Origin of the sequence: Paracoccus sp. pheM1 (assembly GCF_018499825.1) — a bacterium.
Lineage (GTDB): Bacteria > Pseudomonadota > Alphaproteobacteria > Rhodobacterales > Rhodobacteraceae > Paracoccus > Paracoccus versutus.
Map to the genome: position 1 here is coordinate 2,494,679 of NZ_JAGXCX010000001.1, position 26,284 is coordinate 2,520,962.

A 26,284-nucleotide genomic window follows, 5' to 3' on the forward strand; every position below is an offset into this window, starting at 1 on the left:
CCGGGTCCGAACCTTCCAGCAGAAGGTGCTTGCGCAGGAGGAGCAGCGCGATCACCGGCATGCGGAGGAAAATTCATGAAAACCCTGATGAACGGCGCCTGCCTTGCGCTGCTCATGTCCGGCACGGCGGTGCTGGCCAATGACAGTGTGCTGGCCGAGATCGCCAAGCCCCAGCAATGGGCGATCCAGATGGGCGATTACGCGAACACGCGATATTCGACCCTGGATCAGATCAACAAGGACAACGTCAAGGATTTGCGCGTCGCCTGGACCTTCTCGACCGGGGTGCTGCGCGGGCACGAGGGCTCGCCCCTGGTGATCGGCGACGTGATGTATGTCCACACCCCCTTTCCGAACAAGGTCTTTGCGCTGGACCTGAACGACAACGGCAAGATCCTGTGGCGCTATGAGCCGCAGCAGGATCCGAACGTCATCGCGGTGATGTGCTGCGACACGGTCTATCGCGGCCTTTCCTATGCCGACGGCATGATCCTGCTGGGCCAGGCCGATACGACGGTGGTGGCGCTGGACGCCAAGACCGGCGAGGCGAAATGGTCGACCAAGATCGGCGACCCCGCCATAGGCGAGACGCTGACCGCGACGGTGGTGCCGGTCAAGGACAAGGTCCTGGTCGGCGTCTCGGGCGGCGAATACGGCGTGCGCGGCCGCATGACCGCGCTGAACCTGGCCGACGGGTCCGAGGCGTGGAAAGCCTGGTCCACCGGCCCCGACGAGGAGCTGCTGGTCGATCCCGAAACCACCACCCATCTGGGCAAGCCCATCGGCGCCGACAGCTCGCTCAGCAGCTGGGAGGGCGACCAGTGGAAGATCGGCGGCGGCACGATCTGGGGCTGGTTCTCGTATGACCCGGACCTGAACCTGGTCTATTACGGCACCGGCAACCCCTCGACCTGGAACCCCTCGCAGCGGCCGGGCGACAACAAGTGGTCGATGACCATCATGGCGCGGGATGCCGACACCGGCATGGCCAAGTGGTTCTACCAGATGACGCCGCATGACGAATGGGACTACGACGGCGTCAACGAGATGATCCTGACCAACCAGACCATCGACGGGCAGGAACGCAAGCTGCTGACGCATTTCGACCGCAACGGCCTGGCCTATACGCTCGACCGCGAGACGGGCGAGCTGCTGGTGGCCGAGAAATACGACCCGGTGGTGAACTGGACCACCGGCGTCGACATGGACCCCAATTCGGAGACCTATGGCCGCCCGGCCGTGGTGCCCGAATACTCGACCGCCCAGAACGGCGAGGACGAGAACACCACCGGCGTCTGCCCGGCGGCGCTGGGGACCAAGGACCAGCAGCCGGCGGCCTTCTCGCCCAAGACCAACCTGTTCTATGTCCCGACGAACCATGTCTGCATGGATTACGAGCCCTTCCGGGTGGCCTATACCGCCGGCCAGCCCTATGTCGGCGCCACGCTGTCCATGTATCCTGCGCCGAACAGCCATGGCGGCATGGGCAATTTCATCGCCTGGGACAACACCACGGGCGAGATCAAGTGGTCCATCCCGGAACAGTTCTCGGTCTGGTCGGGCGCCCTGGCGACGGCGGGCGACGTGGTCTTCTACGGCACGCTGGAAGGCTATCTGAAGGCGGTGGACGCACAGACGGGCGAAGAGCTTTACAAGTTCAAGACCCCATCTGGCATCATCGGCAACGTGATGACCTACGAACATGGCGGCAAGCAGTATATCGGCATCCTGTCGGGTGTCGGCGGCTGGGCCGGCATCGGCCTTGCGGCGGGCCTGACCAATCCCAACGACGGGCTTGGCGCGGTGGGCGGCTATGCCTCGCTGTCGCAATACACCGAGCTGGGCGGCCAGCTGACCGTGTTCGAACTGCCGGGCTAATACTTTGGTGCCGGAAAGCAAACTGTGACTCGAAACTGGCCGCCCCAGGGATAACCTTGGGGCGAGCCATCATCTTCGGGTGACAGCCAGGGAGGAAATTCATGACCAGCAAGACGACCGCCAGCCTGATGGCGATCGGTGTCGCCTGCATGATCGGCGCACTTACCGGAACGGCCCTTGCGCAATCCGCCGACACGCCCCCGGCCCAGGCCGGGGCAGGCGCTGCCGCCGCCGTCTCGGGCGATGGAGGGCAACAACAGCAACCGGCCGCCGAGGCAGCCGCCGGGCAGGAGGCCGGCGGCAAGCAGGCGCTGCCGAACGGCCAGGACATCACCCCCGACCACATGGAGAACGGCCGCTGGTATACGGCCGAGGACATCCCCACCTTCAAGATCGCCGAGGACGGCACGGTGGATTGGGCGACCTTCTCGGGCTATCGCCGCTATTCGGCGGAATGCCATGTCTGCCACGGCCCGGACGGCGAGGGCTCGAGCTATGCGCCGGCGCTGAAGAACTCGGTGCTGAATCTCGGCTATTACGATTTCCTGGAAATCGCCGCCTCGGGCAAGCAAGAGGTCAACACGGCCGCCAACCTGGTCATGCCGGCCTTTGGCACCAACAAGAACGTCTGGTGCTATATCGACGACATCTATGCCTATCTGCTGGCGCGGGGGGTGGGCGAGCTGCCGCGCGGCCGCCCCGCCAAGAGAGAGGACAAGTCCGAGGAATTTGTCGCGCAGGAAGATTCCTGCATGAGCGGATGAGACGCGCGCTTGCCCTTGCCGCCCTGCTGGCCTGCGCCGCGCTGCCCGCGCCGGCGCAGGTCGCCGACCTGCGGTCCAAGACCGAGTTCCGGGTCTGCGCCGATCCCGCCGCGGTGCCGATGTCGTCCCAGGACGAGCAGGGTTTCGAGAACCGCATCGCCCGGCTTTTCGCCGACAAGCTGGGCCTGCCGGTGGCCTATACCTGGTTCCCGCAGGGGCCGGGCTTCATCCGCAAGACCCTGCGCGCCGGGCTTTGCGATGTCGTCATCGGCTATGCCCAGGGCGACGAGATGGTGCAGAACACCAACCATTACTATACCTCGGCCTACGGCATCGTGACGCGCCGGGACAGCCCGCTGGCCTCGGTCGAGGTGTTGGAGGATCCGGCGCTTCAGGGCCATCCGATCGGCGTGGTGGCGGGCACGCCGCCGGCGACCAACCTGGCGCGGGCGGGGCTGGCCAAGGACATGCGCGGCTGGGATCTGTTCGTGGATCGCCGGGTCGAGGATCCGGCGGGCGAGATGCTGGCCCAGGTGAAATCGGGCGCGCTGGCGGCGGCGGTGATCTGGGGCCCGCTGGCCGGTCCGCTGGTCAAGCACGATCCCGAACTGCAATTCACGCCCCTGCTCAAGGAAGCCGGCGGGCCGCGCATGTTCTATCGCATCACCATGGGCGTGCGGCTGGACGAGCAGGAATGGAAGCGGCAGCTGAACAGCCTGATCCGCCGCCACCAGGACGAGATCGACGCCATCCTGCGCGATGCCGGCGTGCCGCTGCTGGACGATTACGGCAAGGGCTTGAAACCATGAGACAGGCCTGGGCGGCGCTGGCGGTCGTTGTGGCCGGCGCGGTCCAGGCCCAGGCTCAGGTGCCCGAGCCGCAGGGTTTCCATGGCGAGCCCTATCGGTCTGAAACCCCGGTCACCCTGGCCGGCGCGCGGGTGATCGGCGCGGCCGAGGCGATGGAACTGCATGCCCGCGGCGTGCCCTTCGTCGACGTGCTGCCGCGCACCGCCCGCCCCGAGGGCCTGCCCGAAGGCACGCTGTGGAACGCGCCGCCGCACCTGTCCATTCCGGGCGCGACCTGGCTGCACGGCACCGGCTACGAGCGGCTCTCCCCCGTGGAACAGGCGCGGCTGGCCGAGGGGCTGGCGCGCCTGTCGGGCGGCGACAAGGCGGCGCCCTTGGTGATCTTTTGCAAGCGCGACTGCTGGATGAGCTGGAACGCCGCCAAGCGCGCCGTGGCGCTGGGCTATCGCGGCGTGATCTGGTTTCCCGACGGGATCGAGGGCTGGCAGGAACAGGGTGGCGGGCTGGAGCCGGTCAGCCCCGCCACCCCGTAAGCGACCCCGCTATTCGGCCTTGCCGAACCGTTCCGCCAGCGCATCGAGCCCGGCGCGGTAGACGCCGGTCACGGCCTGGATCGCTGCCTCGTCGTTCAGTTCCGGCGGCGGCTCGTTGTTGGGATAGCCGCGATAGAAGCCGCCCTTCCAGTTGACCAGCGCCTTGCCGCCCTCGTCCCGGACGCAAAGCGTCGCGGCATAGTTCGTCACCGGCAGCACCGTCACCTCGACCTCGGTGATGCGATAGGCATAGCAACGCTTTTCGGGCTGCCATTTCGAAAGAACCTCGGTGATGGTCGGATCGTCCGCGTCGGCTTTCAGATGCAGCACGCGGGTGGATGTCTCGGGCTGGTCGGCCGAGCCGTCGCCGGTCAGCTCCAGGCTGGCGATGGCCGGGTGCCAGCTCATGTCGTCGAACCGGCCGATCGCGGCCCAGACCTCGTCCGGGGTGGCATCCAGCTTTTGCTGCATCTCCAGCTTCAGCCGCGGCGGGCCATGCGCCTCGGCCGCGGGGGCCAGGGCCAGGGCCGCACCGATCGACAGGGCCAGCAGTCGGATCATCCGTCATTCCTCCCGAAAGATGATGTTTTTCAACAGGTAGAGATAGCCGCGGCGAAAGCTTTCGTCGGTATTGCCGCGAATGTCGACCACGCCGGCGCGCACCGTGTCGCCGCTGGCGGCATCGCGGACGTAAAGGTTCAGCGACAGGATCAGGTTCGAGACCTTCTGCACCTCGCCCGAGATCGCGTAATGCGCGCCCAGCTCGCGCGCGATGCGGCTGTCGCTGCCATTCGATTGCGTGGGGTTCTTGATCCCGGCCACCTGCTCGGCCGGCGGCTCCAGCAGGGTGAAGCCGCGGTTGCGCAGATCCTCGGCGATGACCGCCTCGGCCATCTCGATGCGGCGGGTCTCGTCCGCCCGCACGCCGTTGATCGCGCCTTCGGTCGAGGTGTCGATGAAATGCAGGCCGAACCAGGCGGCGCTGTCGGGCGGCGGCGGCGATCCGCGTGCCGGCTGGTCCGCCCCGGCGCCGGATCCGGCCAGGACGACGGCGCAGGCAATCAGGATGAGCCGCGGGAATCCCATGCGCAAAACCATGCCTTCGACCCCCGCGTGCGTCCATAGGACGAAAGTCCCTAAGACTTAGGTATCAGGGGATTTCACCCGGCTGGAACCGGGGCATCTGCCGGGTTGGCGCAGGCGGATTGACCCGGCATGATGCAGGGGGGAGGACGGCCATGAAAGGCAGAATCATCATACTTTTGGCTGGTTTGTCCATGGCAAATCCAGCCCTTGCGCAAGATGCCGCAGCCTCGCAGACCGTGCGCGCCGCCGTGCTGCGGGTGGACGTGCCCAGCCTGCCGCCCATCTCGCGGCTGGACGCGCCGCCCGAGGATCTGGGCTTTGCCGGCGCGCGGCTGGCGATCGAGGACAACGACACCACCGGCCGCTTCATGAACCAGGATTTCGAGGCGCTGGAGATCACCGCCACGCCCGAATCCGCCCCGGCCGAGATGGACAAGCTGCTGGCCCAGGGCATCCCCTTCATCGTCACGCTGGCCGATGATGCGCAGACGCTGGCCCTGGCCGACCAGGCCGGCGACCGGGCGCTGGTGCTGAATGCGCGGGCGCGCGGCGACGGCCTGCGCGGCAAGGACTGCCGCTTCAACGTGATCCATGCCGCGCCCAGCCACGCCATGCTGGCCGATGCGCTGGCGCAATTCCTGATGTGGAAGCAATGGCCGAACTGGTTCCTGATCGCCGGCAGCCATCCCGAGGACGTGGCGCTGGCCGACGCCTATCGCCGCGCCGCGACCAAGTTCGGCGCCAAGATCGTCGAGGCCCGCACCTATGAGGATACCGGCGGCAGCCGGCGCAGCGACAGCGGCCATGTGCAGGTCCAGCAGCAGATGCCGGTCTTTACCCAGCGCGCGCCGGCCCATGACGTGCTGATCGCGGCGGACGAGAACGGCGTCTTTGCCGACTGGCTGCCCTATGCGACCTGGGATCCGCGCCCGGTCGCCGGCTCGGCCGGGCTGGTGCCGCGCAGCTGGGCGCCCTCGCTCGAGGCCTGGGGGGCGACGCAGTTCCAGAACCGTTTCGAAAAGCTCGCCGGCCGCCCGATCCGCGAGGAGGATTACCAGACCTGGATCGCGCTGCGCATGATCGGCGAGGCGGCGACGCGCACGCAAAGCACCGACCCCGTCGCGCTGAAAGAGTTCATGCTGTCCGAGAATTTCGAGGTCGCGGGCTTCAAGGGGCAAAAGCTGACCCTGCGCGACTGGGACCACCAGCTGCGCCAGCCGATCCTGCTGGCCACCGATTCCGTCACCGCCTCGGTCAGCCCGCAGGACCAGTATCTGCACCAAAGCTCGGCGCTGGACACGCTGGGCTTCGACCGTCCCGAAACCGAATGCAAGTTCTGAGGCCAAAGATGAAAGCTGCAACCGCCATCCTGACCTCGGCCCTGTGCCTGGGTTTCGCCCTGCCCGCCGCCGCCAACCGGGTCTTCGTCAGCAACGAAAAGGGCAATGACGTCACCGTGCTGGACAGCGAGACGCTGGAGGTGATCGGCACCTATCCGGTCGGCGCCCGCCCGCGCGGCATCACCATCAGCCCCGACGGCAAGGAGCTTTACGTCTGCGCCTCGGACGACGACCTGGTGCGGGTCTTCAACCCCGAGACGATGGAGGAAATGCACACCCTGCCTTCCGGGCCCGACCCCGAGCTGTTCGTGCTGCATCACTCGGGCAACCCGCTTTACATCGCCAACGAGGACGACAACCTCGTGACCGTGGTCGATACCCAGACCCACAAGGTGCTGGCCGAGATCCCGGTCGGCGTCGAGCCCGAGGGCATGGGCGTCAGCCCCGACGGCAAGGTGGTCATCAACACCTCGGAAACCACCAACATGGCGCATTTCATCGACAGCGAAAGCTTCGAGATCTTCGCCAACGTGCTGGTGGATTCGCGGCCGCGCTTTGCCCAGTTCAACGATGCCGGGACCAAGCTTTACGTCAGCTCGGAAATCGGCGGCACGGTCAGCGTGATCGACCCGGCGACCCAGGCGATCACCAGGAAGATCAGCTTCCAGATCCCCGGCGTCCTGCCCGAGGCGATCCAGCCGGTCGGCGTGCGCGTGACCGGCGACGGCAGCAAGGTCTTTGTCGCCCTGGGCCCCGCCAACCGGGTGGCGGTGATCGACGGCGAGACGGACGAGGTCCAGGACTATCTGCTGGTCGGCCAGCGGGTCTGGCAGATGGCCTTTACCCCGGACGAGAAATACCTGTTCACCACCAACGGCAATTCCAACGATGTCTCGGTGATCGACGTGGCGACGCTGAAGGTCGTCAAATCCGTGCCCGTGGGCCAGCAGCCCTGGGGCGTGGTCGTCGCGCCCAACTGATGAGAGTTCAAGAGGGAGGAAGAACCATGACCCGTTTGCTGACCGTCCTGCTGATCATGGCCGGGCTGGCCTTGCCCGCCACGGCGCAGGAGGCCGCGCCCGAAGCCAGCCCCGAGGCCGGCGCCGCCACCGATGGCGCCCCCGCCGCCGAACAGGACGACGATGATGACGACGACGACGATGCCGCAGAGGCAGGCGGCGCCGAGGGCGTGCATGAGGCCGGCTCCAAGTTCGACTTCGGCTTCTCGGGGATCATGGCGCGCGACAACCGCACCGACCTGGCGCCGCTGACGCTGGCCTCGGGCAAGCCGGTGGCGACGGCGGAATACAAGCTGAAGTCGGGCGGCTTCTATCGCCTCGACATCAATGCGGATGGCAGCCAGGAGCTGGCGCTGTCGGGCGGTGACTTCTTCCGCGCGATCTGGGTGAACGAGATCGTCATCAACGACATCGAGATCCGGCCGATGGGCGTGCATTCGCTGGAGTTCGACGATGCCGGCACCGCGACGATCAGCTTCATCGCCATCGTGCCGGGCCGCTATACGCTGTCGATCCCCGGCTCGCAGGGCGAAACCCAGCAGGCGGTGTTCAACATCCAGTAAGCCAGGCGGGCGGGGGCCGTGCGCGCCCCGCCCCTTTGCCAGATGCCGCAGGACGCGCTTTCCATCCAGCATGTCAGCCACAGCTTCGGCCGCTTTCAGGCGCTGAAGGACGTGTCGCTGACCGTGCCGCGCGGCGGCTTCACCGCGCTTCTCGGCGTGAACGGCGCCGGCAAGACCACGCTCTTCTCGCTGATTACCCGGCTTTACGACAACCGCTCGGGCCGGATCGAGGTGGCGGGGCACGACCTGCGCCGCCAGCCCGGCGCGGCGCTGGCGCGGCTGGGGGTGGTGTTCCAGTCCCGCGCGCTGGATGCCGACCTGACCGTGGCGCAGAACCTGGAATACCACGCCGCGCTGCACGGCATCCCGCGGCGCGAGGCGCGGGCGCGCAGCCTCGAGGTGCTGGCGCAGGTCGAGCTGTCGGACCGGCTGCATGCCAGGGTCTCGGCCCTGTCCGGCGGCCAGCAGCGCCGGGCCGAGATCGCCCGCGCCCTGATCCACCGCCCCGAGATCCTGTTGCTGGACGAGCCCACGGTGGGGCTGGACGTGAAATCTCGCGCCGAGGTGGTGGCGCTGACCCGCGCGCTGGTGCGGGGCGGGGTTTCAGCGCTTTGGGCCACGCATATCCTGGACGAGATCCGCCCCGAGGACGGGCTGGTCATCCTGCACCGGGGCGAGGTGTTGGCCTGCGGCAATGCCGGCGCCATCGGCGGCGACGACCTGACCGCCACCTTCCTGCGCCTGACGGGGGAGGCGGCATGAGCCATCGCCTGACCCCGCGCATGTGGCTGACCGCATTCCTGGGCATCGCCCGGCGCGAGACGCTGCGCTTCGTCAACCAGCGCGGCCGCTTCCTGGCGGCGCTGGTGCGGCCGCTGGTCTGGCTGTTCATCTTTGCCGCCGGGTTCCGCGCCGTTCTGGGCCTGTCGATCACGCCGCCCTACCAGACCTATGTGCTTTACGAAGTCTATGTGACGCCCGGCCTTTGCGCGATGATCCAGCTGTTCAACGGCATGCAAAGCTCGCTCTCGATGGTGCATGACCGCGAGACGGGGGCGATGCGCACCCTGCTGGTCAGCCCGTTCCCGCGCTGGTTCCTGCTGGCGGCCAAGCTGGTCGCGGGGGTGATCGTGTCGATCATCCAGGTCTATGCTTTCCTCGCCATCGCCTGGTTCTGGGACGTGCAGCCGCCCGCCATCGGCTATCTGGCGGTGCTGCCGGCGCTGTTCCTGTCGGGGCTGATGCTGGGGGCGATGGGGCTGTTCCTGTCCTCGGCCATCCGCCAGCTGGAAAACTTTGCCGGGGTGATGAATTTCGTCATCTTCCCGATGTTCTTCGCCTCCAGCGCGCTTTACCCGCTGTGGCGGATGAACGAAAGCTCGCCGCTGCTGCATGACATCTGCGCGGCCAATCCCTTCACCCATGCGGTTGAGTTGATCCGCTTTGCCCTTTACGCGCGCTTCGATCTTCTGTCCTTCTTGGTGGTGTCGGGTTGCCTGATCCTGTTCTTTGCAGGGGCCGTGATCATGTATGATCCGGCCAAGGGGCTCTGGGCCCGGCGAAAGGGGGGAGCATGAGATACCTGGTTCTGGCGCTTTGCCTTGCCGCGGGCGCAGGCGCGGCGCAGGCGGAAAGCGGCACCGATCCCGACTGGCCCTGCGTGCAGCGCAAGCAGCCGCACCTGTCGCTGGGCCAGATGTGGTCCGGGCCCGAGCCGGACGAGGCCGTGCGCGACCTGGCCCGCACGCCCGAGATCGCCGCCCTGGCCGACCGGCTGGAGCAGCGCCGCCTGCCGCTGCCCGAGGCCGAGGCCGAGATCGCCGCATTTGCCGAGGGCGCCGACGACCGGCAGCTGACCGCGCTGATGGTGGCGATCTTCGACCGGATCGAGCCGCATCGCACCGCGCTGATCGCCGGCATCGCGCGCTATGGCCACAAGCAGGTCGATCTGGCACAAAGGATCGACGCCCACCGCGCCAGGATGGAAGAGTTGCAAAAGGCTGAACAACCCGATTTCGACGCGATCGACGCCGAGGAGGAACGGCTCGACTGGGACATGCGCATTTTCCAGGACCGCCAGCACGCGCTGACCTATGTCTGCGAGACGCCGGTGATCCTCGAACAGCGGGTCTTTGCGCTGGCCCGCGCCATCGCCGCGGGGCTGGAATGAGCGCGCTGCCCGCCGTCATCCTGGCCGGGGGCCTGTCCACGCGCATGGGCGGGGGCAACAAGGCCTTGCGGATGCTGGCGGGCGAGACGCTGCTGTCGCGGGTGATCGCGCGGCTTTCGCCGCAATGCGGGCGGCTGGCGATCAATGCCAATGGCGAGCCCGAGCAGTTCGCGGAATACGGGCTGCCGGTGATCGCCGACGGCATCGGCGGCTTTGCCGGGCCGCTGGCCGGGGTTCTGGCCGGCATGGAATGGGCGGCGGCCGAGGGGGCCGACAGCGTCGTCAGCGTCAGCGTCGATACGCCCTTCCTGCCCGAGGATCTGGTGCATCGGCTGCGCGAGGCGGCCGGCCGCTCGGGCGTGGCCATCGCCGCCAGTCCGGACGACAGCGGGCAGCTGCGCGACCATCCGACCTGCGCGCTCTGGCCGGTGTCGCTGCGCGGCGAGTTGCACGAGGCGCTGGAATCCGGGCTGCACCGGATCGGCCAGTTCGCGGCTGCGCATGATCCGGGACGGGCGGTGTTCGACAGCCGCCCGCTGGATCCGTTCCTGAACCTGAACACGCCCGAGGATCTGGCCCGCGCCGCGCGCCTGGTCTAGCAGGTTGCTGAAAAAGGATTTTGAGAGGGCGACGCAGCGGAAATCGTTCTGGATCCAGCTGATATCGGCCCGAAAATGGGGTGTTTTCGGCAAATTTGAAGCGGATTTCCCGGTTCCCCGCCCACGCTGTCCTGTCGCAAGGACTTTTTCAGCAGCCTGCTAGACGCCGTAGCGGCGCAGCAGCCGGTGCAGCGCGATGGCGACGAGCCGGGCGAAGATCACCGTCATCACCGACAGCACCAGCAGGGCGGCAAAGACCAGGTCGGTCTTCATCCGGCCGTTGGCATGGATCATCAGCGCGCCAAGGCCGCGGGCCCCGCCCACCCATTCGCCGATCACCGCGCCGATGGGCGCATAGACCGCCGCCAGCCGCAGCCCGGTGGCGAGGCTCGGCAGCGCGGCGGGGATGCGCAGGTGGCGCATGATGCGGGTGCGGCCGGCGCCCATCACCTGCGCCAGGTCCAGCGCCGCCTGCGGCGTGCGCATCAGCCCGTCCAGGAAGGCGCTGGCGACCGGGAAGAACACGATCAGCACGGTCATGGCGATCTTGGGCGCCATGCCGAAGCCCAGCCACAAGGTCAGGATCGGCGCCAGGGCAAAGACCGGGATGGTCTGGCTGAAGGTCAGGATCGGCCGCAGCACGCCGGTCAGTTTCTGCGAAAACCCCATCGCCACCGCCAGCGCCGCGCCCAGGGCCGAGCCGAGGGTGAAGCCCAGCACCACCTCGGCCAGGGTGAAGCCGGCATGGCGGGCGATCTCGGCCCGGTTGATCCACAGCGCGTCGGCCACGGCCAAGGGCGAGGGCAGCAGGAAGGGCGGCATGCCGGCCAGCCAGATGACCCCCTGCCAGAGGGCCAGGATGGTGACGACCAGGGCCGCGACGGTTCTCATGCCATCATCCCCCGCATCAGCTCGGCCTGCAGGGCCAGCATCTCGGGCGCGTCATAGGGTCGGGCGGCGCCTTTCGGGCGCGGGTCGGGCCGGGGCCATTCGGTCAGCCCCGTTTCCCGCAACAGCAGGATGCGGTCGCCCAGCCGTGCCGCCTCGGCCGGGTCATGCGTGACCAGCAGCACCGTGCGGTCGTCGAGCAGGCGCGCCGCCAGATCCTGCATCTGCGCCCGCGTGCGCGCGTCGAGCGCCGAGAAGGGCTCGTCGAGCAGCACCAGCGGCCGGTCCTCGAAAAGCGTGCGGGCCAGGGCGGTGCGCTGGCGCTGGCCGCCGGACAGGTTTGCGGGCAGGTGATGGGCGCGGTCTGCCAGGCCCACGGCCTCGATCAGATGGGCCGCGCGGGCTGCGGGGGCGGCCGGGGGCTTTGCCCCCCGCCGGAGCGGCCCCTCGATGGGGTCGCTCCGGCGTCCCCCAGGATATTTGGACACGGAAGAAGCCCCCAGGCTGCCGCGCAACCGGGCGCCCAGGGTGACATTGCCGGTCACGTCGAGCCAGGGGATCAGGCCGGGATCCTGCGCCATCAGGGCGACCGGGCAGTTGCGCACCACCTCGCCCTCGAAGCGCGCGCCGGTTTCCAGCCCGGCGATCAGGCGCAGGATGGTCGATTTGCCGACGCCCGAGGGGCCGAGCAGGCAGGTCCAGCCACCGAGTTCCAGCACCAGCTCCACCGGCGCGAACAGCGGCGCCTCGCCGACCCAGGCGCGGCCGCGGACCGACGCTGCGGCGGTCATGCGCGGCCAAGCTCCCAGAAGGCGACCTCGAGCCGGGTGGCGGTGGCGAAGCGCTGCGACAGCGCCGTCCAGCGCGGGCTTTCCTGGGGCGCCGCGCCCAGCCGCTTGCGGATGGCGCTGTCCAGCAATTCGCCGGCCGAGATGCAGGCGGCCTGATATTCGGCGCCGGCATAGGTGTCGATCCATTCGCGATAGGGGGTGTCGGGCGCCGCCTCGGCCTGGAGCCGCAGCCCGATTTCGCCATAGCCCAGCACGCAGGGCATCAGCGCCGCCAGCAGGTCGAGGAAATCGCCCGAATAGCCCGCCTCGAGCACATAGCGGGTATAGGCGATGTTGGTCACCGCCTCTTGCGCATTGGCCAGCACCTCGGGGCCCATGCCGGCGCGGGCGCAGGTCTGGACATGCAGGCCCATTTCGTGATCGAGCAGGGTGTGGACCGTTGCCGAACAGGCCCGCATCTCGTCGAGGTCGCCGGCCTTGACCACCGCCAGCGCCCAGGCGCGCGAGAAATTCTTCAGGAACAGGTAGTCCTGCACCAGGTAGGTCAGGAAGCAGGATTGCGGCAGCGTGCCGTCGCGCAACCCCTCGACGAAGGCGTGGCGGGTATAGGCGTCCCATTCCGGCTGCGCGTCGGCGCGCCAGGCGGCGAAGGCGTCTCCGTAGCGGTTCATTGTGCCGCCCCCACGTCCAAGGCCAGGTCCGAGACCGGCAGCACGCCGTCCACCAGCCCGGCCTCGTGCAGGAAGGCCTCGAACCGCGCATAGCGGCCCTGGTCCAGCGCCGCCGGCGATTGCGAGAAGCGCGGCAGCGTGTCCTTCCACGCCTCGGCGTTCAGCTCGTCGCGAAGGTCGGGGGCGGTGGCCGAGAACAGCTCCCATGCCTCGTCGGGGTGGTTGATCATGTATTGCGCGCCGCGTTCGACCGCGTGCAGCAGGCGGCGGGTGCGGTCCAGGTCCAGGTTGGCCGGGTTGGCGACGAAGATCAGCTCGTCATAGGTCGGCACGCCCTGTTCCTCGACGAAGAAGCATTTGCCCTCGGCGCCTTCCAGCCGCATCTGCGTCAGCTCGAAATTGCGATAGGCGCCGATGGTGGCATCGACCTGGCCGGCGATCAGCGCGGGCGAAAGCGACCAGTTCACGTTCACCATCTCGATGTCGTCCATGGTCAGCCCGGCGGTCCCGAGGATCTGGCCGACCAGCGCCTCCTCGACGCCCGAGACGGAATAGCCGATCTTCTTGCCCTTGAGGTCGGCGATCTCTTGCACCGGGCCGTCGGCCTTGACCATCAGGCAGTTCAAGGGCGTCGCGACCAAGGTGCCCACGCGCTTCAGCGGCAGGCCCTCATGCACTTGCAGGTGCAGTTGCGGCTGGTAGCTGATGGCGTAATCGGCCTTGCCGGCGGCGACCAGCTTGGGCGGGTCCGAGGGATCGGCGGGGGCGACGACCTCGACCTCCAGCGCTTCCTCGGCGAAGAAGCCCTTTTCCTGGGCGACGATGATCGGGCCGTGGTCGGGGTTCACGAACCAGTCCAGGATCAGCGTGACCTTGTCCTGGGCCAGCGCCGGCTGGGCCAGGATCGCGAGGGCGGCGGCAAGGGTGAAATGTTTCATCGGTCGTCGTCTCCAAGGGCCAGAAGGGTGATCTCGCCGCTCCAGCGGCGGGCAAGGGCGTCGGCGGCGCGCCAGGAGCGCAGGCCGGAACGGCAGGCCAGCACCACGCGGCCGCCGGGGTCGGGCAGGGGGCCGGTCGCGCCGTAATCGGGCAGGCGCAGCGCGTCCGGGGTGGCCTTGCGCGGGGCCTCGTCCTCGGGGCGCAGGTCGATGACCAGGTCGGCCGGGCGGATTTCCTCGGGGGCGATGAAGCGCGGGCCAGTCGCCTCGGGCGCGGCGTCGAAGCGGAACTGGGTGAAGCGGCCATTGTCGAAGCGGATAAACTCGCCCAAGGGCGAAGGGGCCAAGCCCAGCAGCAGCCGCAGCGCCATCTGCGCCTGGATGCAGCCGAGCATGCCCACTACCGGGCCCAGCACGCCGGCGGTGGCGCAGGTCTGGCCGCTGTCGGGTGGGTCGGGGAACAGCGCGCGCAGGCTGGGCGCGCGCCCGCAGAAGCCGCCGACATAGCCCGCAAGCCCCAGCGCCGAGGCCGAGATCAGCGGCTTGCCCGCCGCCAGGCAGGCGTCGGACAGCGTGTAGCTGGCGGCATAGCTGTCGGCGCAGTCCAGCACCACATCCGCCGCCGCGACCAGCGCGGGCGCGTTCAGCGGGGTCAGGCGCTCCTCCAGCGTCTCGACCCGGACCGAGGGGTTCAGCCCGGCCAGGGCCTGCGCCGCGGCGCGGACCTTGGGCTGGCCCAGATCCGCCATGCGGTAAAGCGGCTGGCGGTGCAGGTTCGATTCCTCGACCGTGTCGGGGTCGATCAGGGTGATGCGGCCGATGCCGCTGCCTGCCAGGTATTGCAGCACCGGCACGCCAAGCGCGCCCGCCCCGACCACCAGCGCATGGGCGGCACCGATGCGGTCCTGCCCCTGGGCGCCGACCTCGGGCAGGACCATCTGGCGGGCATAGCGGTTCATGCCGTCACCCGTAGCCATTCGCGGATGCGGCCCTCGGGGTCGGGGTTCAGCGTGATGTCGGTCACGGCCGAGGCCACGTCGGCGCCAGCGGCGAAAGCCTCGCGCGCGCGGTCCGGGGTCACGCCGCCGATGGCGACCAGGGGCGTCGCGCCGACCAGCCGGCGCCATTCGCGGACCCGGTCCAGCCCCTGCTGTTCCCATTTCATCTTCTTCAGGATCGTCGGCCAGACCGGACCCAGCGCGACGTAATCGGGCCTGAGCGCCAGCGCCCGGTCCAGCTCGGCATGGTCGTGGGTCGAGAGGCCCAGCCGCAGCCCCGCCTTGCGGATCGCGGGAATGTCGGCGGTGTCCAGATCCTCTTGCCCCAGGTGGATGAAGTCGCAGCCCAGGTCGATGGCGGCCTGCCAGTGGTCGTTGACGACCAGCGTGGCGCCATGTTCGCGGCAAAGCTCCTGGCACAGCGCCAGTTCGCCCAGCAGCCGGGCGGGCGGCTGGTCCTTGATGCGGATCTGCACCAGCTTCACGCCCAAGGGCAGGGCGCGGCGCAGCCAGTCGCTGTTGTCGAAGATCGGATAGAAGCGCGGCAGTTTCATCCCAGCACCGCCATTCCGAAGAGCGGGGTCGAGGGCGCGGCCATGTCCCGCGCCTCGATCGCGCCGGCGGCATGGGCCAGCTGGCCCGCCTCGATCGCCAGCGCCATGGCGCGGGCCATGGCCACCGGATCGCCGGCCTTGGCGACGGCGGTGTTCAGCAGCACGGCGTCATAGCCCAGCTCCATCGCCTGGGCGGCGTGGCTGGGCAGGCCGATGCCGGCATCGACCACCAGCGGCACGTCCGGGAAATGCGCCCGCAGGCTGCGCAAGCCGTAGGGGTTGTTCAGCCCCCGGCCCGAGCCGATGGGCGCCCCCCAGGGCATCAGCACCTGGCAGCCCGCGTCCAGCAGCCGGCCGCAGACCGACAGATCCTCTGTGCAATAGGGAAAGACCTGAAAGCCGTCGTCGGACAGGATGCGCGCCGCCTCGACCAGCGCGATCACGTCGGGGCAGAGCGTGTCGTCGTCGCGGATCACCTCCAGCTTGATCCAGGGCGTCTCGAACAGTTCGCGCGCCATCTGCGCGGTCGTCACCGCCTCGCGCACCGAATGGCAGCCGGCGGTATTGGGCAGGACCGGGATGCCCAGATCCTTGATGAGGTTGTGGAAATCCTGGCCGGCGCCGCCTTCGCGCCGCAGGCTGACGGTGGCGATGCCGGCGCGGGATGCGCGGAACGCCTGCGCCATGATCGCGGGCGAGGGGTATTGCGCCGTCCCCAGCATCAGCGGGCTTTCGACCGCGGTTCCGTAAAAGACCGGCATCTCAGCCCCCCTGCATCGGCGCCACGACTTCCAGCGCGTCGCCATCCTTCAGCGTGGTTTCGGCCCGCGCGGCGGCGGGCAGGAAGGCGCCGTTCAGCGCCGTCGCCACCTTGGCCGCGCCCAGTCCGATCTCGGCCAGCGCGTCCTGCACGGACGGGCCGTTCAGGTCGCGCGCCTCTCCGTTAAGGGTGATCTTCATCCATGAACTCCGGTTTCCGGCCCTCGAGAAGGTAATCGGCGGCCATGCGGGCCACGGCGGGGGCCAGAAGATAGCCGTGGCGGTAAAGGCCGTTTGCGTAAAGCGTGCCGCCGCGCCGGCGCAGGCGGGGCAGGTTGTCCGGGAAGGCCGGGCGCGCATCCGAGCCAAGCTCCAGGATCTCGGCCTCGGCAAAGCCGGGATGCAGGGCATAGGCGGCCGACAGCATCTCGACCGCCGAACGGGCGGTGACGCGATACTTGCCGCCGGTCTCCAGCATGGTGGCGCCGATCATGTAGACGCCATCGCCGCGCGGCACGAGGTACAGCGGGATGCGCGGATGCAGCAGGCGGATGGTGCGGGTCAGGGTCACTTCCGGGCAGCGGATCACCAGCATTTCGCCGCGCACGCCGCGCAGGTCGGCCAGTTCGTCCTTGGCCGCCAAGCCGCGCGCGTCCACCACAAGGCCGGTGGGCGTCCCCTCGGTCTCGATCTGGATGCCGCGTTCCTCCAGCCGGTCGCGCAGCGCCAGCAGGGCGGCGCGCGGGTTCAGGTGCGCCTCGGTCGCGAAATGCAGCCCGCGCGGGAAGCGGCCGGACAGTTCCGGCTCCAGCGCCGCGATCTCGTCGCCGCTCACCGGCTGATGCGCCTCGGTCAGCCGGGCGAAACGGTCGAGTTCCGCCCGGTCGCGCGAGGGCGCCAGCACCAGCGTGCCGCGGCGGATGACCTCGGCCCCGTTCGCCTGCCACCAGTCGGCGGCATCGACGCCCAGGCGCAGCACCACCGGCTCGGCGCTTTCGGCCTCGCAATAGGGGGCGAGCATCCCGCCCGCGCGCCAGCTGCAAGCCTGCGATCCGGGCTTGCCGGCCGGGTCGATGATGCGCGGCAGGGTGCCGCGCTGGGCCAGTTCGGTGGCGATGCAAAGCCCCATCACCCCGGCGCCAAGGATGGTGATCTGGTTCATGCCTGTCTCCAGAGCGCGTGGAAATGATGCACCGGGCCGTGGCCCAGCCCGACCGACAATTCGTCGGCGCGGGCGATGGCGGCCTGCAGCCAGCCATGGGCGCGGGTCACGGCCTGCGCCACCGTCATGCCCTGCGCCAGCCCGGCCGCGATGGCCGAGGAAAGCGAACAGCCGGTGCCATGGGTGTTGGGCGTCTGCTGCCGCGGCGCGGTCAGGACCAGCGGCTCGGGACCGATCAGCAGGTCGGTGCAGCTGTCCTCGGTTGCGTGGCCGCCCTTCATCAGCACGTTGGCGGCGCCCAGGGCGCGCAGCGCCTCGCCCTGCTGGCGCATTTCCTCGGGGGTCGCGGCGGGGGCAAGGTCCAGCAGGCGCGCGGCCTCGGGCAGGTTGGGGGTCAGCACGGTCGCCAGCGGGATCAGCTGCTCGCGCAGCGCCGAGACGGCCTCGTCCGGCAAAAGCGCGTCGCCGGATTTCGCCACCATCACCGGGTCCAGCACCACCGGGACCAGGTTGTCCGCCAGCAGCGCCGCCAGCCGGCCGGCGACGACCGTGATCGCATCCACGCCGCCGACCATGCCGATCTTGACCGCGCGCACGTCCAGGTCGCCGAAGACCGCGTCGATCTGGGCGGCGATCATGGCGGGGCTGACAGGTTCGACCGCGGCGACGGTGCGGGTGTTCTGCGCGGTGATCGCGGTGATGACCGAGGCGCCATAGACGCCCAGCGCCGAAAAGCTTTTCAGATCGGCCTGGATTCCGGCACCGCCGCCGCTGTCCGAGCCGGCGATGGTCAGTGCGATGGGATGGGGCTGCAATCCCGACATGGCCCGCCTTTCGTTTCGGCCGGGCACGCGGACGCTGGGCGGATGGGTGGCGGCCTGGGATTGCGGGCCGCGTCACTCTACCCTTCCCTACGCCGGCATGACCCGGATCAGGTTCGATGGGTCGGTGCCCGGCACCTCTCAGCCCCGTGCGGGGCTCCCCAAGTGTATGAGTCTTCCGCGCGACACTAGGCCCCGGCGCCCCGCATTGCAAGGGCCGCGCGCGGCCGGCCCCTCGCTGTCGCGGATCCGTCGGCCTTGCCGGCAGCATGGCAGGGCGCGCGGCGCGGTTTTCGGGCTTTACAGCGCCGGGATTTCCGGCCGATCTGGGCGCGGCGAAATGCGGAAGGATGCGATGAAAAGCGTGATCTTCGACCTGGGCGGGGTGCTGATCGACTGGGATCCGGCGCTGGCCTTTGCGGATGTGTTCACCAGCCGGTCCGAGGCCGAGGCCTGGATGGCCCGCATCGACTTTCCCGGCTGGAACCGGATGCAGGACGGCGGGCGCGGCTTTGCCGAGGGGCTTGCCGCCGCCCGCGCCGCCCATGGCGACGAGGCGCGCCACCTGGCCGGCTATCTGGCGGCGTTCCCCGTCACCATCGAAAAGACCGTGCCGGGCAGCTGGGCGGTGGCCGAGGCGCTGCTGGCCCGCGGGGTGCCGCTTTATGCGCTGACCAACTGGTCGGCCGAGACCTGGCCCCATGCGCTGGAGCTGCATCCCCGGCTGGGCGGGCTGTTCGCCGACATCCTGGTCTCGGGCCAGGTCGGCGCGCTGAAGCCCGAGCCCGCGATCTTTCGGCTGCTGATGGATCGCAACGGGCTGCGCCCCGAGGACTGCATCTTCATCGACGACAGCCCGGCCAATGTCGAGGGCGCCCGCGCGCTGGGCATCGACGCGATCCGCTTTACCAGCGCCGAGGCGCTGGGCGAGGATCTGGCGCGGCGCGGGGTGTTTTGAGGGGGCGGCTAGTCCGCTTTGCGGGACCGGAGCGGTCATTCGCAGCCTGCATGAGCAGGAGAAATCTATCAGCAAAGACCTCACGTTGGCATTTAAGAAAGCAACTCAATTAAAACACTGCTTTTAATAAGATACGATAGTCCAGCATGTGCGCCCGACCCATCCGCAACCTTTATGTGGCCAGCATTCACGCCAATCATTTTACTTCCTCGAAATCCGCCGCCGTAAGTAATGCCGGCGCCAGACTGAAGTCCTCTATCTAAAGTAAAAACAGGTGAGCCAGAATAGCCGCCCCATGAGAATCCCTCAATTGCAATGCGCCTTGCGTCGCCGCTGAGACCATGCCCGATAAAATTCTGCGATGGATCACTTGCCACCCACCCGGTTCGCATTACCGGCTGATTAGACGCTCCATGATACACTGGGAAAGCCACAATGTCGGAGATATCTACCTCGGAAAAGTCGGCGTCTGCCGCTAAGTAGCTTTCCTCAATCGGTACCACGCTGCCTGGCAACGCTCCGTCAATTCTGACATTGCTCAGATCAACCGCGGCAACATCTTCCTTCTCATTTTTTGGAAACAGAATCTGTGGTGGGCTAAAGGAAAAATCAAACGGCAGCAGATTTCCGTCACAATATCCCGCAGCGACTACCTTTCTCAAAGCCCAATTTTTCTTGCGGGGGTCACTGTAGCTTGCATCGAAGACATGCCTGTTTGATACAAGATACAACTTTCCGGCGCTTGTCCTTAGGAAAAATGCCGTACCGGAAGCAGACTTCTCGTTACCGTATTCGTCAAAATACATAGAAACCCTTGTTGCGCTGTACAAGTGCTTCCGGGTCAGCGGGTGATACATATTCACGCCTCAAATGTTCTGAATGGGTTCACGATACAGATTGCTGCGTTTTCCTCGTGAGTCGCAAACAACGCTTTGAATTCCAGGAGGTTGAACGTGCGTCTAGGGTCAGGATGCATTGATTTTCAGTGTGCTACGTGATTCACGGCTCGGAAAACGGAGCGGTGACATGAGCGACCTGTACTGGCTGACCGACGAGCAGATGACCAAGCTTGCCCCTTTCTTCCCGAAGTCGCACGGCAAGCCACGCGTCGATGACAAGCGTGTTCTAAGCGGGATTATCTTCATCAATCGCAATGGTTTGCGCTGGCGAGATGCCCCCAGGGAGTATGGGCCGCACAAGACGCTCTACAGCCGGTGGAAGCGTTGGAGCGAGAAAGGCATTTTCGCCAGGATGATGATCGGGCTGGCCGCCGACCACGGCGAGGAAAAGACCGTGATGATCGACGCGACCTATCTGAAAGCGCACCGCACCGCGACCAGCTTGGCCGTGAAAAAGGGGGGCGTGGACGCCTCGTCGGCCGGACCAAGGGCGGCATGAACACGAAGCTGCATGCCATCTGTGACAGCCAGGGCCGACCGCTCGACCTGTTCGTCACCGCAGGGCAGGTCAGCGACTACATCGGGGCGCGGGCGTTGCTCAGCAGCCTCCCAAAGGTCGATTGGCTGCTCGGGGATCGCGGCTATGACGCCGACTGGTTCCGGGAAGCCTTGCAGGACAAGGGGATACGAGCCTGCATCCCCGGCCGAAAGCAGCGCAAGACACCGGTCAAATACGACAAGCGCCGATACAAGCGGCGCAACCGCATCGAGATCATGTTTGGCAGGCTCAAGGACTGGCGGCGCGTGGCAACCCGATACGACAGATGCCCGAAGGTCTTCCTCTCGGCCATCGCGCTCGCGGCAACCGTCATTTATTGGTTATGAATCCTGACCCTAGGTAGTGCGGCTACGGTTCGGCCGTCCGCTTCGGGCTCAAACCCACCGCCCCAGCCCGCCTATCCCACCAGCTTCGCCACGTGGCGCAGCGCCAGCAGGTAGCCGTGGATGCCCAGGCCGGCGATCACGCCCTCGGCGCGCAGGCTGACATAGGAATGGTGCCGGAAGCTCTCGCGCTTGTGGACGTTCGAGATATGCACCTCGATCACCGGACCGTCGAAGGTGTTCAGCGCATCCAGGATCGCGACCGAGGTGTGGGTGAAGGCCGCCGGGTTGATGACGATGGCCTGGGCCTTGAGCCGCGCCTCGTGGATCAGGTCGATGATCGCGCCCTCGTGGTTCGACTGGTGGAAGGCGATCTCCAGCCCCAGCTCGGCCCCCAGCGCCCGGCAGTCGCGTTCCACGTCGGCCAGCGTGGTGCTGCCATAGATCTCGGGCTGGCGCTGGCCCAGAAGGTTCAGGTTCGGGCCGTTCAGGACATAGACGGTGGGCATGGCGTTCTCCGGCAGATCGGGGGCAATCTAGCCCAGTTCGGCCAGAAAGATATAGCCCGCGCCGTAGATCGTCTTGATCAGGCGCGGGTTCTTGGGATCCTCGCCCAGCTTGGTGCGCAGGCGCGAGATGCGCACGTCCATCGCCCGGTCGAAGCTTTCCCCCGCCGTGCCGCCCAGCGTTTCCAGCATCTGCGCGCGCGAGATCAGCCGGCGCGGGTTGTCCAGGAACAGGCGCAAGACCTCGGCCTCGGCATGGCTGATCGGGGTCTCGGCGCCTTCGGGCGAGATGAGCGTGTAGCGGTCGAAATCGGCCGACCAGCCGGCAAAGCGGACCTGCTGGCGGCCGGGCCCGGTCTCGCGCTGGGGCTTGCGCAGCCGGGCGCGGATGCGGGCCACGACCTCGGCCGGCTCGAAGGGCTTGATGATGTAGTCGTCGGCGCCAAGCTCCAGCCCGGTCACGCGGTCCTGCACCTGCGCCCGGCCCGAGATGATGATGATCGCCGCGCCGGATTCGCTGGCCAGCCGGTGGACCAGCGCCAGCCCGTCGCGGTCGGGCAGGCCCAGGTCGATCAGGCAGGCATCGGGCTGGATGCGGCGCAGCGCCGCCTCGAACTCGGTGGCGCGGGCGAAGCCTATGGTGCGAAAGCCCGCCTCCTCCAGCGCCGAGGACAGCAGGCGGCGGATTTCGGGCTCGTCGTCGAGAATGGCGATCAGGGGGGCGTCAGTCATCTGTCTCTGCCATGGCCACGGCCAGTTCGGTGTCGCCAAAGGGCTTGGTCAGGACCGGGCAGTCAAGCCCCGATCTGCGCGGATCGCCCGGCGGCAGCGCCGTCATCAGCACCAGCGGCAGGCCGCGGCCCCGCAGATCCGCCCCCGAACCGTCGCCCAGTTGCAGGTCGGAGAGGATCATGGTCAGCCCGGCCAGGTCGGTCAACCCGCGCGCCTCGGCCAGCGAGCCGGCCTCGATCACCGAATGGCCCTGGGCGGTCAGCATCTCGCGGATATGGGCGCGGATGGCGTCGTCATCCTCGACCAGCAGCACCAGTTGCGGGCGGGCGGCGCGCAGCGGCAGGCGGATGGTCACTTGCGCGCCGCCACCCTCGGCATTGCCCAGCCGCAGGGTGCCGCCCGCCAGCTTGATCTGGTCATAGACCATCGACAGGCCGAGGCCGGTGCCCTGGCTGCCCTTGGTGGTGAAGAAGGGCTCGGTCGCGCGCGCCAGCGCCTCGTCGGAAAAGCCGGGGCCGGTATCGGCGACCGCGATCTCCAGCCAGCGGCCGGCGGGCCGGACGGTGACGCCGATGCGCCCGCGGCCCCGCATGGCGTCGCGCGCGTTCAGGATCAGGTTGAGCAGCACGTCCTGAAGCACGCCGGGGTCCAGCATCACCCGCGCCGGCAGATCGCCGATGCGGGTGTCCAGCGTGACGCCCGCGCCCAGCGTCGGCCGGGTCATCGCCGCCAGGTCGTCCAGCATGGCGCGCAGCCCGACCGGCTGCGGCTGGTGTTCGCGCCGGCCGGTCAGCGCCGAGATGCCGTCGAGCAGCCGCACCCCGCGCCGGGCGGCGGCCAGCGTGGCCTGCGCGTCCTCGGCTTGTTCGGGAGGAAGGCCGGCGCGGGCCAGCCGGCCCTGAAGGCCCAGGATGATGGTCAGCAGGTTGCCGAAGTCATGCGCCAGCCCCGAGGTCATCTGCGCCGCCACCGCGCGCTTGGCGGCATGGGTCAGCGCCTCGCGCGCCTGCACCTCGGCGGTGACGTCGGTGGACAGGATATAGACCCCGCGCCCGTTCTGGTCCGGGGTCAGCGCGATGCGGATGCGCCGCCCCGAGGGCGGGTGCGTGATCTCGAACACCTGCGGCTGGCCGGCGATGGCGCGGTCCAGGTGCGGGCGGATGCGGGCGAAGGTCTCGTCGCCCAGCACGGTTTCGCATTGGCAGCCGATGATCGAGCGATTCGCGCCGGGAAACACCATCGAGATCTGGTTGTTCGAGAAGGTATAGCGATAGTCGCGGTCCATATGCGCGATATGGGCCGGGACCATGGCGGTGACATGGCGGGTGCGGGCCTCGGATTCGGTCAGGATGCGCTTGGCTTCCTCCAGCGCGGCATTGGTCGCGGCCAGGGCGCGGTTCGCGGCCGACAGCCGCTCGGCATTCTCCAGCACCAGTTCCGAGAGTTCCTCGGACCGGGCGCGCAGCAGCGCCTCCTGCCGCTTGATATGGGTGATGTCGGTATAGACCGCGATCCAGCCGCCCTGGCTGAGCGGCGCCCCCTCGACCGAGATCCAGCGGCCGTCGGCGCGCTTTCGTTCCATGTAATGCGGCTGGAAGGTGCGGGCCTGGTCGACGCGCTCGCGAATCGCGGCCTCGGGGTCGTCCTGGGGGCCGTATTCGCCGCGGTGGACCAGGTAGCGGATCGTATCCTGGAAGGTGGCGCCGGTGCGGGTCAGCTCGTCCGGCAGGCCGAACATCGCCTGATAGGGGCGGTTGCAGACCGCCAGCCGCAGGTCGGCGTCGAAGATCGAGATCGCCTGCTGGATCAGGTTCAGCCCCGAGCGGGTCAGTTCGGCGTGCCGGTCGTTCGTGGGCATGACCATTCCTGGCATTGCGCGGTCCCTGTAACAATTCGTAGGATTCAGGAAAAACTGACGCAAGAATTGCCGCAGTAAGCTGCGATTGCCAGAGGGAAGAGGAGCCCTGACGGCAAGGGGAGGAACCATGCAGAACGCTGAGGCGGCCCAGGCCGGTTTGCAGTCGATTCCAGCGTTGCTGGCGCGCAATGCCGAACGCTTCGGCAACCGGCCCGCCTATCGGGAAAAGGAATTCGGGATCTGGCAAAGCTGGACCTGGGCCGAGGCCGCGGACGAGATCCGCGCCCTGGCGCTGGGCTTCCTGGTGCTGGGGCTGAACCGCGGCGATCATGTCGCCATCATCGGCCGCAACCGCCCGGCGCATTACTGGGCCATGGTCGCGGCGCAGATGTGCGGCGCGGTGCCGGTGCCGCTGTATCAGGACGCGGTGGCCGAGGAGATGGCCTATGTGCTGGACCATTGCGGCGCCCGCTTCGTCGTCTGCGGCGACCAGGAACAGGTGGACAAGGTGCTGGAGGTCGGCGCCCGCGCCCCCTCGGTCGAGCATGTGGTCTATACCGACAAGCGCGGGATGCGGAAATACGACCATTCCCGCATGAACGCGCTGGCCGATGTCCAGGCCGAGGGCCGCGCCGCCCAGCAGCGACTGGGGCACGAACTGGACGCGCGCATCGCCGAACTGGGCTATGACGATACCTGCGTGATGCTGTATACCTCGGGCACCACCGGCAAGCCCAAGGGCGTGGTGCTGTCCAATCGCAACATCATCGAGACCGGCAAGAACACCGCCTCCTTCGACCACCTGACCGCGCGCGAGGAAGTGCTGGCCTATCTGCCCATGGCCTGGGTCGGCGACTTCATCTTTTCGGTCGGGCAGGCCTATTGGGCCGGCTTCACCGTGAACTGCCCCGAGGGCGCGCATACGATGATGACCGACCTGCGCGAGATCGGGCCGACCTATTTCTTCGCCCCGCCCCGCGTCTTCGAAGGCCAGCTGACCTCGGTGATGATCCGCATGGAGGATGCCGGCCGCTTCAAGCGCGGGCTGTTCCGGCATTACATGGAGATCGCCCGCCGCGTCGGCCCGGCGCTTCTGGACGGCAAGCCGGTCGGCGCGCTGGACCGGCTGCGCTACGGCCTGGGCAACCTGCTGGTCTATGGGCCGCTGAAGAACACGCTGGGCTATTCCCGCATCCGCGTCGGCTATACCGCGGGCGAGGCGATCGGGCCCGAGATCTTCGATTTCTACCGTTCGCTGGGCATCAACCTGAAACAGCTCTACGGCCAGACCGAGGCCAGCGTCTTCATCACCCAGCAGCCGGACGGTCAGGTGCGCTCGGATACGGTCGGCGTGCCCTCGCCCGGCGTCGAGCTGAAGATCGCCGAAAGCGGCGAGGTCTTCTATCGCTCGCCCGGCACCTTCGTCGAATATTACAACAACCCCGACAGCACCGCCTCGACCAAGGATGCCGAGGGCTGGGTGGCGACCGGCGACGCCGGCTTCTTCGAGGAGGCGAGCGGGCACCTGCGCATCATCGACCGCGCCAAGGACGTGGGCCGCATGGCCGATGGCCGGATGTTCGCGCCGAAATATGTCGAGAACAAGCTGAAGTTCTATCCGAACATCCTGGAGGCGGTGGTCTTCGGCGCCGGCCGCGACATGTGTACGGCCTTCATCAACATCGACCTGACGGCGGTCGGCAACTGGGCCGAGCGCAACAACATCGCCTATGCCAGCTACCAGGAGCTTGCCGGCCATCCGCAGGTCTATGCGACGATCAAGCAGCATGTCGAAGCGGTGAACGAATCCGTCGCCGCCGACCCGATGCTCTCGGGCTGCCAGATCAGCCGCTTCCTGGTGCTGCACAAGGAACTCGACCCCGACGACGGCGAGATGACGCGCACCCGCAAGGTGCGCCGCAACATCATCGCCGAGAAATATGCCGACCTGATCGAGGCGCTCTATGACGGCCGCGACACGGTCAGCACCCGCACCGAGGTGACCTACGAGGACGGCCGCAAGGGCGAGATCCGCGCCACGCTGAAGATCGAGGACGCCCGGACTTTCCCGACCCAGACCATGCAGAAGGTGGCCGCGGAATGACC

Annotated in this window: 30 protein-coding genes and 1 riboswitch; of the genes, 14 read left to right on the forward strand and 16 right to left on the reverse strand. The window is 67.8% G+C overall.

The features are described 5' to 3' along the window. Positions 1-75 precede the first annotated feature (75 nt). The 4 genes from KF941_RS12665 (at position 76) to KF941_RS12680 (ending at position 3,984) form a co-directional block, all read left to right on the forward strand. Positions 76-1,878, forward strand: coding sequence for a methanol/ethanol family PQQ-dependent dehydrogenase (locus tag KF941_RS12665; protein WP_072462173.1), 1,803 nt, complete (start codon positions 76-78; stop codon positions 1,876-1,878). Positions 1,879-1,979: 101 nt separating this feature from the next. After that, on the forward strand, positions 1,980-2,642 hold the full coding sequence (locus KF941_RS12670) for a c-type cytochrome, methanol metabolism-related (protein ID WP_214273485.1): 663 nt from the start codon (positions 1,980-1,982) through the stop codon (positions 2,640-2,642). After that, entirely contained in the window at positions 2,639-3,451 is an 813-nt protein-coding gene (locus KF941_RS12675) for a substrate-binding domain-containing protein (RefSeq protein WP_036753642.1), read from the forward strand. Before KF941_RS12670 ends, KF941_RS12675 begins: the two co-directional genes overlap by 4 nt. Beyond that, positions 3,448-3,984: a PQQ-dependent catabolism-associated CXXCW motif protein gene (locus KF941_RS12680; protein ID WP_214273486.1), complete on the forward strand. Its 537-nt coding sequence runs from the start codon at positions 3,448-3,450 to the stop codon at positions 3,982-3,984. Before KF941_RS12675 ends, KF941_RS12680 begins: the two co-directional genes overlap by 4 nt. 9 nt (positions 3,985-3,993) lie before the next feature. Here the strand turns inward: KF941_RS12680 and KF941_RS12685 are convergent, their stop codons facing one another. Both KF941_RS12685 and KF941_RS12690 read right to left on the reverse strand, forming a co-directional pair. Then, positions 3,994-4,545 (reverse strand): SRPBCC family protein, encoded by a 552-nt coding sequence (locus KF941_RS12685; RefSeq protein ID WP_214273487.1) that lies wholly within the window; start codon positions 4,543-4,545, stop codon positions 3,994-3,996. 3 nt (positions 4,546-4,548) lie between these two features. Beyond that, positions 4,549-5,070, reverse strand: coding sequence for a DUF3280 domain-containing protein (locus KF941_RS12690; RefSeq protein WP_214273488.1), 522 nt, complete (start codon positions 5,068-5,070; stop codon positions 4,549-4,551). 191 nt (positions 5,071-5,261) lie between these two features. Here KF941_RS12690 and KF941_RS12695 point away from each other — a divergent pair, with 191 nt between their 5' ends. From KF941_RS12695 to mobA, 7 genes are read left to right on the forward strand one after another with little or no spacing between them, the layout of a single operon-like run. Next, positions 5,262-6,410 (forward strand): ABC transporter substrate-binding protein, encoded by a 1,149-nt coding sequence (locus KF941_RS12695; protein WP_240540293.1) that lies wholly within the window; start codon positions 5,262-5,264, stop codon positions 6,408-6,410. Between the two features lie 8 nt (positions 6,411-6,418). Beyond that, entirely contained in the window at positions 6,419-7,390 is a 972-nt protein-coding gene (locus KF941_RS12700) for a YVTN family beta-propeller repeat protein (RefSeq protein ID WP_214273490.1), read from the forward strand. Positions 7,391-7,416: 26 nt separating this feature from the next. After that, positions 7,417-7,992, forward strand: a complete 576-nt coding sequence (locus KF941_RS12705) for a hypothetical protein (RefSeq protein ID WP_036753626.1) — start codon at positions 7,417-7,419, stop codon at positions 7,990-7,992. 42 nt (positions 7,993-8,034) lie between these two features. After that, positions 8,035-8,754 (forward strand): ABC transporter ATP-binding protein, encoded by a 720-nt coding sequence (locus KF941_RS12710; protein WP_036753804.1) that lies wholly within the window; start codon positions 8,035-8,037, stop codon positions 8,752-8,754. After that, positions 8,751-9,569 carry an ABC transporter permease gene (locus KF941_RS12715; RefSeq protein WP_036753623.1) on the forward strand — a complete coding sequence of 273 codons (819 nt, stop codon included), beginning with the start codon at positions 8,751-8,753 and terminating at the stop codon, positions 9,567-9,569. The genes KF941_RS12710 and KF941_RS12715 overlap by 4 nt, the downstream gene beginning before the upstream one ends. Beyond that, positions 9,566-10,162, forward strand: a complete 597-nt coding sequence (locus KF941_RS12720) for a hypothetical protein (RefSeq protein ID WP_036753619.1) — start codon at positions 9,566-9,568, stop codon at positions 10,160-10,162. Before KF941_RS12715 ends, KF941_RS12720 begins: the two co-directional genes overlap by 4 nt. Further along, positions 10,159-10,761: a molybdenum cofactor guanylyltransferase MobA gene (gene mobA, locus KF941_RS12725; RefSeq protein ID WP_036753613.1), complete on the forward strand. Its 603-nt coding sequence runs from the start codon at positions 10,159-10,161 to the stop codon at positions 10,759-10,761. The genes KF941_RS12720 and mobA overlap by 4 nt, the downstream gene beginning before the upstream one ends. A gap of 159 nt (positions 10,762-10,920) precedes the next feature. Here mobA and KF941_RS12730 read toward each other — a convergent pair whose 3' ends face one another. Genes KF941_RS12730 through thiD form a run of 10 tightly spaced genes read right to left on the reverse strand, consistent with a single transcriptional unit; the run spans position 10,921 to position 18,346 of the window. Beyond that, complete coding sequence (locus KF941_RS12730) at positions 10,921-11,652, reverse strand: ABC transporter permease (protein WP_036753610.1); 732 nt, start codon at positions 11,650-11,652, stop codon at positions 10,921-10,923. Continuing rightward, positions 11,649-12,440, reverse strand: a complete 792-nt coding sequence (locus KF941_RS12735; RefSeq protein WP_214273491.1) for an ATP-binding cassette domain-containing protein — start codon at positions 12,438-12,440, stop codon at positions 11,649-11,651. The genes KF941_RS12730 and KF941_RS12735 overlap by 4 nt, the downstream gene beginning before the upstream one ends. Then, positions 12,437-13,111: a thiaminase II gene (gene tenA, locus KF941_RS12740; RefSeq protein WP_036753605.1), complete on the reverse strand. Its 675-nt coding sequence runs from the start codon at positions 13,109-13,111 to the stop codon at positions 12,437-12,439. The genes KF941_RS12735 and tenA overlap by 4 nt, the downstream gene beginning before the upstream one ends. Beyond that, positions 13,108-14,049, reverse strand: a complete 942-nt coding sequence (locus KF941_RS12745) for an ABC transporter substrate-binding protein (protein WP_214273492.1) — start codon at positions 14,047-14,049, stop codon at positions 13,108-13,110. The genes tenA and KF941_RS12745 overlap by 4 nt, the downstream gene beginning before the upstream one ends. After that, positions 14,046-15,026: a HesA/MoeB/ThiF family protein gene (locus KF941_RS12750; RefSeq protein ID WP_084197003.1), complete on the reverse strand. Its 981-nt coding sequence runs from the start codon at positions 15,024-15,026 to the stop codon at positions 14,046-14,048. Before KF941_RS12750 ends, KF941_RS12745 begins: the two co-directional genes overlap by 4 nt. Then, entirely contained in the window at positions 15,005-15,601 is a 597-nt protein-coding gene (locus KF941_RS12755) for a thiamine phosphate synthase (RefSeq protein ID WP_036753596.1), read from the reverse strand. Before KF941_RS12755 ends, KF941_RS12750 begins: the two co-directional genes overlap by 22 nt. After that, complete coding sequence (locus tag KF941_RS12760; protein ID WP_114536085.1) at positions 15,598-16,362, reverse strand: thiazole synthase; 765 nt, start codon at positions 16,360-16,362, stop codon at positions 15,598-15,600. The genes KF941_RS12755 and KF941_RS12760 overlap by 4 nt, the downstream gene beginning before the upstream one ends. A 1-nt stretch (position 16,363) precedes the next feature. Next, positions 16,364-16,561, reverse strand: a complete 198-nt coding sequence (thiS, locus tag KF941_RS12765; protein WP_036753591.1) for a sulfur carrier protein ThiS — start codon at positions 16,559-16,561, stop codon at positions 16,364-16,366. Further along, the gene (locus KF941_RS12770; protein WP_036753588.1) at positions 16,545-17,522 is read right to left on the reverse strand and encodes an FAD-dependent oxidoreductase; all 978 of its coding nucleotides are present in this window, start codon (positions 17,520-17,522) and stop codon (positions 16,545-16,547) included. The genes thiS and KF941_RS12770 overlap by 17 nt, the downstream gene beginning before the upstream one ends. Beyond that, complete coding sequence (gene thiD / locus KF941_RS12775) at positions 17,519-18,346, reverse strand: bifunctional hydroxymethylpyrimidine kinase/phosphomethylpyrimidine kinase (protein ID WP_214273493.1); 828 nt, start codon at positions 18,344-18,346, stop codon at positions 17,519-17,521. Before thiD ends, KF941_RS12770 begins: the two co-directional genes overlap by 4 nt. A gap of 67 nt (positions 18,347-18,413) precedes the next feature. Next, a riboswitch (TPP riboswitch) is annotated at positions 18,414-18,517 on the reverse strand. A 181-nt stretch (positions 18,518-18,698) separates the two neighbouring features. On the opposite strand from thiD, the gene KF941_RS12780 reads away from it, so the two are divergent. Continuing rightward, positions 18,699-19,301 carry an HAD family phosphatase gene (locus KF941_RS12780; protein WP_214273494.1) on the forward strand — a complete coding sequence of 201 codons (603 nt, stop codon included), beginning with the start codon at positions 18,699-18,701 and terminating at the stop codon, positions 19,299-19,301. Positions 19,302-19,393: 92 nt separating this feature from the next. Here the strand turns inward: KF941_RS12780 and KF941_RS12785 are convergent, their stop codons facing one another. Then, complete coding sequence (locus tag KF941_RS12785) at positions 19,394-20,158, reverse strand: hypothetical protein (protein ID WP_214273495.1); 765 nt, start codon at positions 20,156-20,158, stop codon at positions 19,394-19,396. A gap of 169 nt (positions 20,159-20,327) precedes the next feature. Here KF941_RS12785 and KF941_RS12790 point away from each other — a divergent pair. Beyond that, positions 20,328-21,085 (forward strand): IS5-like element IS1248A family transposase gene (locus tag KF941_RS12790; protein WP_114669439.1). Its coding sequence is split into 2 segments (ribosomal slippage): positions 20,328-20,649 and positions 20,649-21,085, totalling 759 coding nucleotides; the frame shifts between segments, so codons are not numbered across the junction. A gap of 71 nt (positions 21,086-21,156) precedes the next feature. On the opposite strand, the gene aroQ is transcribed toward KF941_RS12790, so the two are convergent. Genes aroQ through KF941_RS12805 form a run of 3 tightly spaced genes read right to left on the reverse strand, consistent with a single transcriptional unit; the run spans position 21,157 to position 24,193 of the window. After that, positions 21,157-21,591, reverse strand: coding sequence for a type II 3-dehydroquinate dehydratase (gene aroQ / locus KF941_RS12795; protein ID WP_214273496.1), 435 nt, complete (start codon positions 21,589-21,591; stop codon positions 21,157-21,159). Between the two features lie 27 nt (positions 21,592-21,618). Continuing rightward, positions 21,619-22,320, reverse strand: a complete 702-nt coding sequence (locus KF941_RS12800) for a response regulator transcription factor (protein ID WP_036753582.1) — start codon at positions 22,318-22,320, stop codon at positions 21,619-21,621. Beyond that, positions 22,313-24,193 (reverse strand): PAS-domain containing protein, encoded by a 1,881-nt coding sequence (locus KF941_RS12805; RefSeq protein ID WP_214273497.1) that lies wholly within the window; start codon positions 24,191-24,193, stop codon positions 22,313-22,315. The genes KF941_RS12800 and KF941_RS12805 overlap by 8 nt, the downstream gene beginning before the upstream one ends. Positions 24,194-24,305: 112 nt before the next feature. On the opposite strand from KF941_RS12805, the gene KF941_RS12810 reads away from it, so the two are divergent. Beyond that, positions 24,306-26,282 (forward strand): long-chain fatty acid--CoA ligase, encoded by a 1,977-nt coding sequence (locus KF941_RS12810; RefSeq protein WP_214273498.1) that lies wholly within the window; start codon positions 24,306-24,308, stop codon positions 26,280-26,282. Positions 26,283-26,284 lie beyond the last annotated feature (2 nt).

Coding starts and splice junctions, on each gene's coding strand:
- KF941_RS12665 (WP_072462173.1), top strand. CDS start 76: ATGAAAACCCTGATGAACGGCGCCTGCCTTGCGCTGCTCATGTCCGGC.
- KF941_RS12670 (WP_214273485.1), top strand. CDS start 1,980: ATGACCAGCAAGACGACCGCCAGCCTGATGGCGATCGGTGTCGCCTGC.
- KF941_RS12675 (WP_036753642.1), top strand. CDS start 2,639: ATGAGACGCGCGCTTGCCCTTGCCGCCCTGCTGGCCTGCGCCGCGCTG.
- KF941_RS12680 (WP_214273486.1), top strand. CDS start 3,448: ATGAGACAGGCCTGGGCGGCGCTGGCGGTCGTTGTGGCCGGCGCGGTC.
- KF941_RS12685 (WP_214273487.1), bottom strand. CDS start 4,545: ATGATCCGACTGCTGGCCCTGTCGATCGGTGCGGCCCTGGCCCTGGCC.
- KF941_RS12690 (WP_214273488.1), bottom strand. CDS start 5,070: ATGGGATTCCCGCGGCTCATCCTGATTGCCTGCGCCGTCGTCCTGGCC.
- KF941_RS12695 (WP_240540293.1), top strand. CDS start 5,262: ATGGCAAATCCAGCCCTTGCGCAAGATGCCGCAGCCTCGCAGACCGTG.
- KF941_RS12700 (WP_214273490.1), top strand. CDS start 6,419: ATGAAAGCTGCAACCGCCATCCTGACCTCGGCCCTGTGCCTGGGTTTC.
- KF941_RS12705 (WP_036753626.1), top strand. CDS start 7,417: ATGACCCGTTTGCTGACCGTCCTGCTGATCATGGCCGGGCTGGCCTTG.
- KF941_RS12710 (WP_036753804.1), top strand. CDS start 8,035: ATGCCGCAGGACGCGCTTTCCATCCAGCATGTCAGCCACAGCTTCGGC.
- KF941_RS12715 (WP_036753623.1), top strand. CDS start 8,751: ATGAGCCATCGCCTGACCCCGCGCATGTGGCTGACCGCATTCCTGGGC.
- KF941_RS12720 (WP_036753619.1), top strand. CDS start 9,566: ATGAGATACCTGGTTCTGGCGCTTTGCCTTGCCGCGGGCGCAGGCGCG.
- mobA (WP_036753613.1), top strand. CDS start 10,159: ATGAGCGCGCTGCCCGCCGTCATCCTGGCCGGGGGCCTGTCCACGCGC.
- KF941_RS12730 (WP_036753610.1), bottom strand. CDS start 11,652: ATGAGAACCGTCGCGGCCCTGGTCGTCACCATCCTGGCCCTCTGGCAG.
- KF941_RS12735 (WP_214273491.1), bottom strand. CDS start 12,440: ATGACCGCCGCAGCGTCGGTCCGCGGCCGCGCCTGGGTCGGCGAGGCG.
- tenA (WP_036753605.1), bottom strand. CDS start 13,111: ATGAACCGCTACGGAGACGCCTTCGCCGCCTGGCGCGCCGACGCGCAG.
- KF941_RS12745 (WP_214273492.1), bottom strand. CDS start 14,049: ATGAAACATTTCACCCTTGCCGCCGCCCTCGCGATCCTGGCCCAGCCG.
- KF941_RS12750 (WP_084197003.1), bottom strand. CDS start 15,026: ATGGCTACGGGTGACGGCATGAACCGCTATGCCCGCCAGATGGTCCTG.
- KF941_RS12755 (WP_036753596.1), bottom strand. CDS start 15,601: ATGAAACTGCCGCGCTTCTATCCGATCTTCGACAACAGCGACTGGCTG.
- KF941_RS12760 (WP_114536085.1), bottom strand. CDS start 16,362: ATGCCGGTCTTTTACGGAACCGCGGTCGAAAGCCCGCTGATGCTGGGG.
- thiS (WP_036753591.1), bottom strand. CDS start 16,561: ATGAAGATCACCCTTAACGGAGAGGCGCGCGACCTGAACGGCCCGTCC.
- KF941_RS12770 (WP_036753588.1), bottom strand. CDS start 17,522: ATGAACCAGATCACCATCCTTGGCGCCGGGGTGATGGGGCTTTGCATC.
- thiD (WP_214273493.1), bottom strand. CDS start 18,346: ATGTCGGGATTGCAGCCCCATCCCATCGCACTGACCATCGCCGGCTCG.
- KF941_RS12780 (WP_214273494.1), top strand. CDS start 18,699: ATGAAAAGCGTGATCTTCGACCTGGGCGGGGTGCTGATCGACTGGGAT.
- KF941_RS12785 (WP_214273495.1), bottom strand. CDS start 20,158: ATGTATCACCCGCTGACCCGGAAGCACTTGTACAGCGCAACAAGGGTT.
- aroQ (WP_214273496.1), bottom strand. CDS start 21,591: ATGCCCACCGTCTATGTCCTGAACGGCCCGAACCTGAACCTTCTGGGC.
- KF941_RS12800 (WP_036753582.1), bottom strand. CDS start 22,320: ATGACTGACGCCCCCCTGATCGCCATTCTCGACGACGAGCCCGAAATC.
- KF941_RS12805 (WP_214273497.1), bottom strand. CDS start 24,193: ATGCCAGGAATGGTCATGCCCACGAACGACCGGCACGCCGAACTGACC.
- KF941_RS12810 (WP_214273498.1), top strand. CDS start 24,306: ATGCAGAACGCTGAGGCGGCCCAGGCCGGTTTGCAGTCGATTCCAGCG.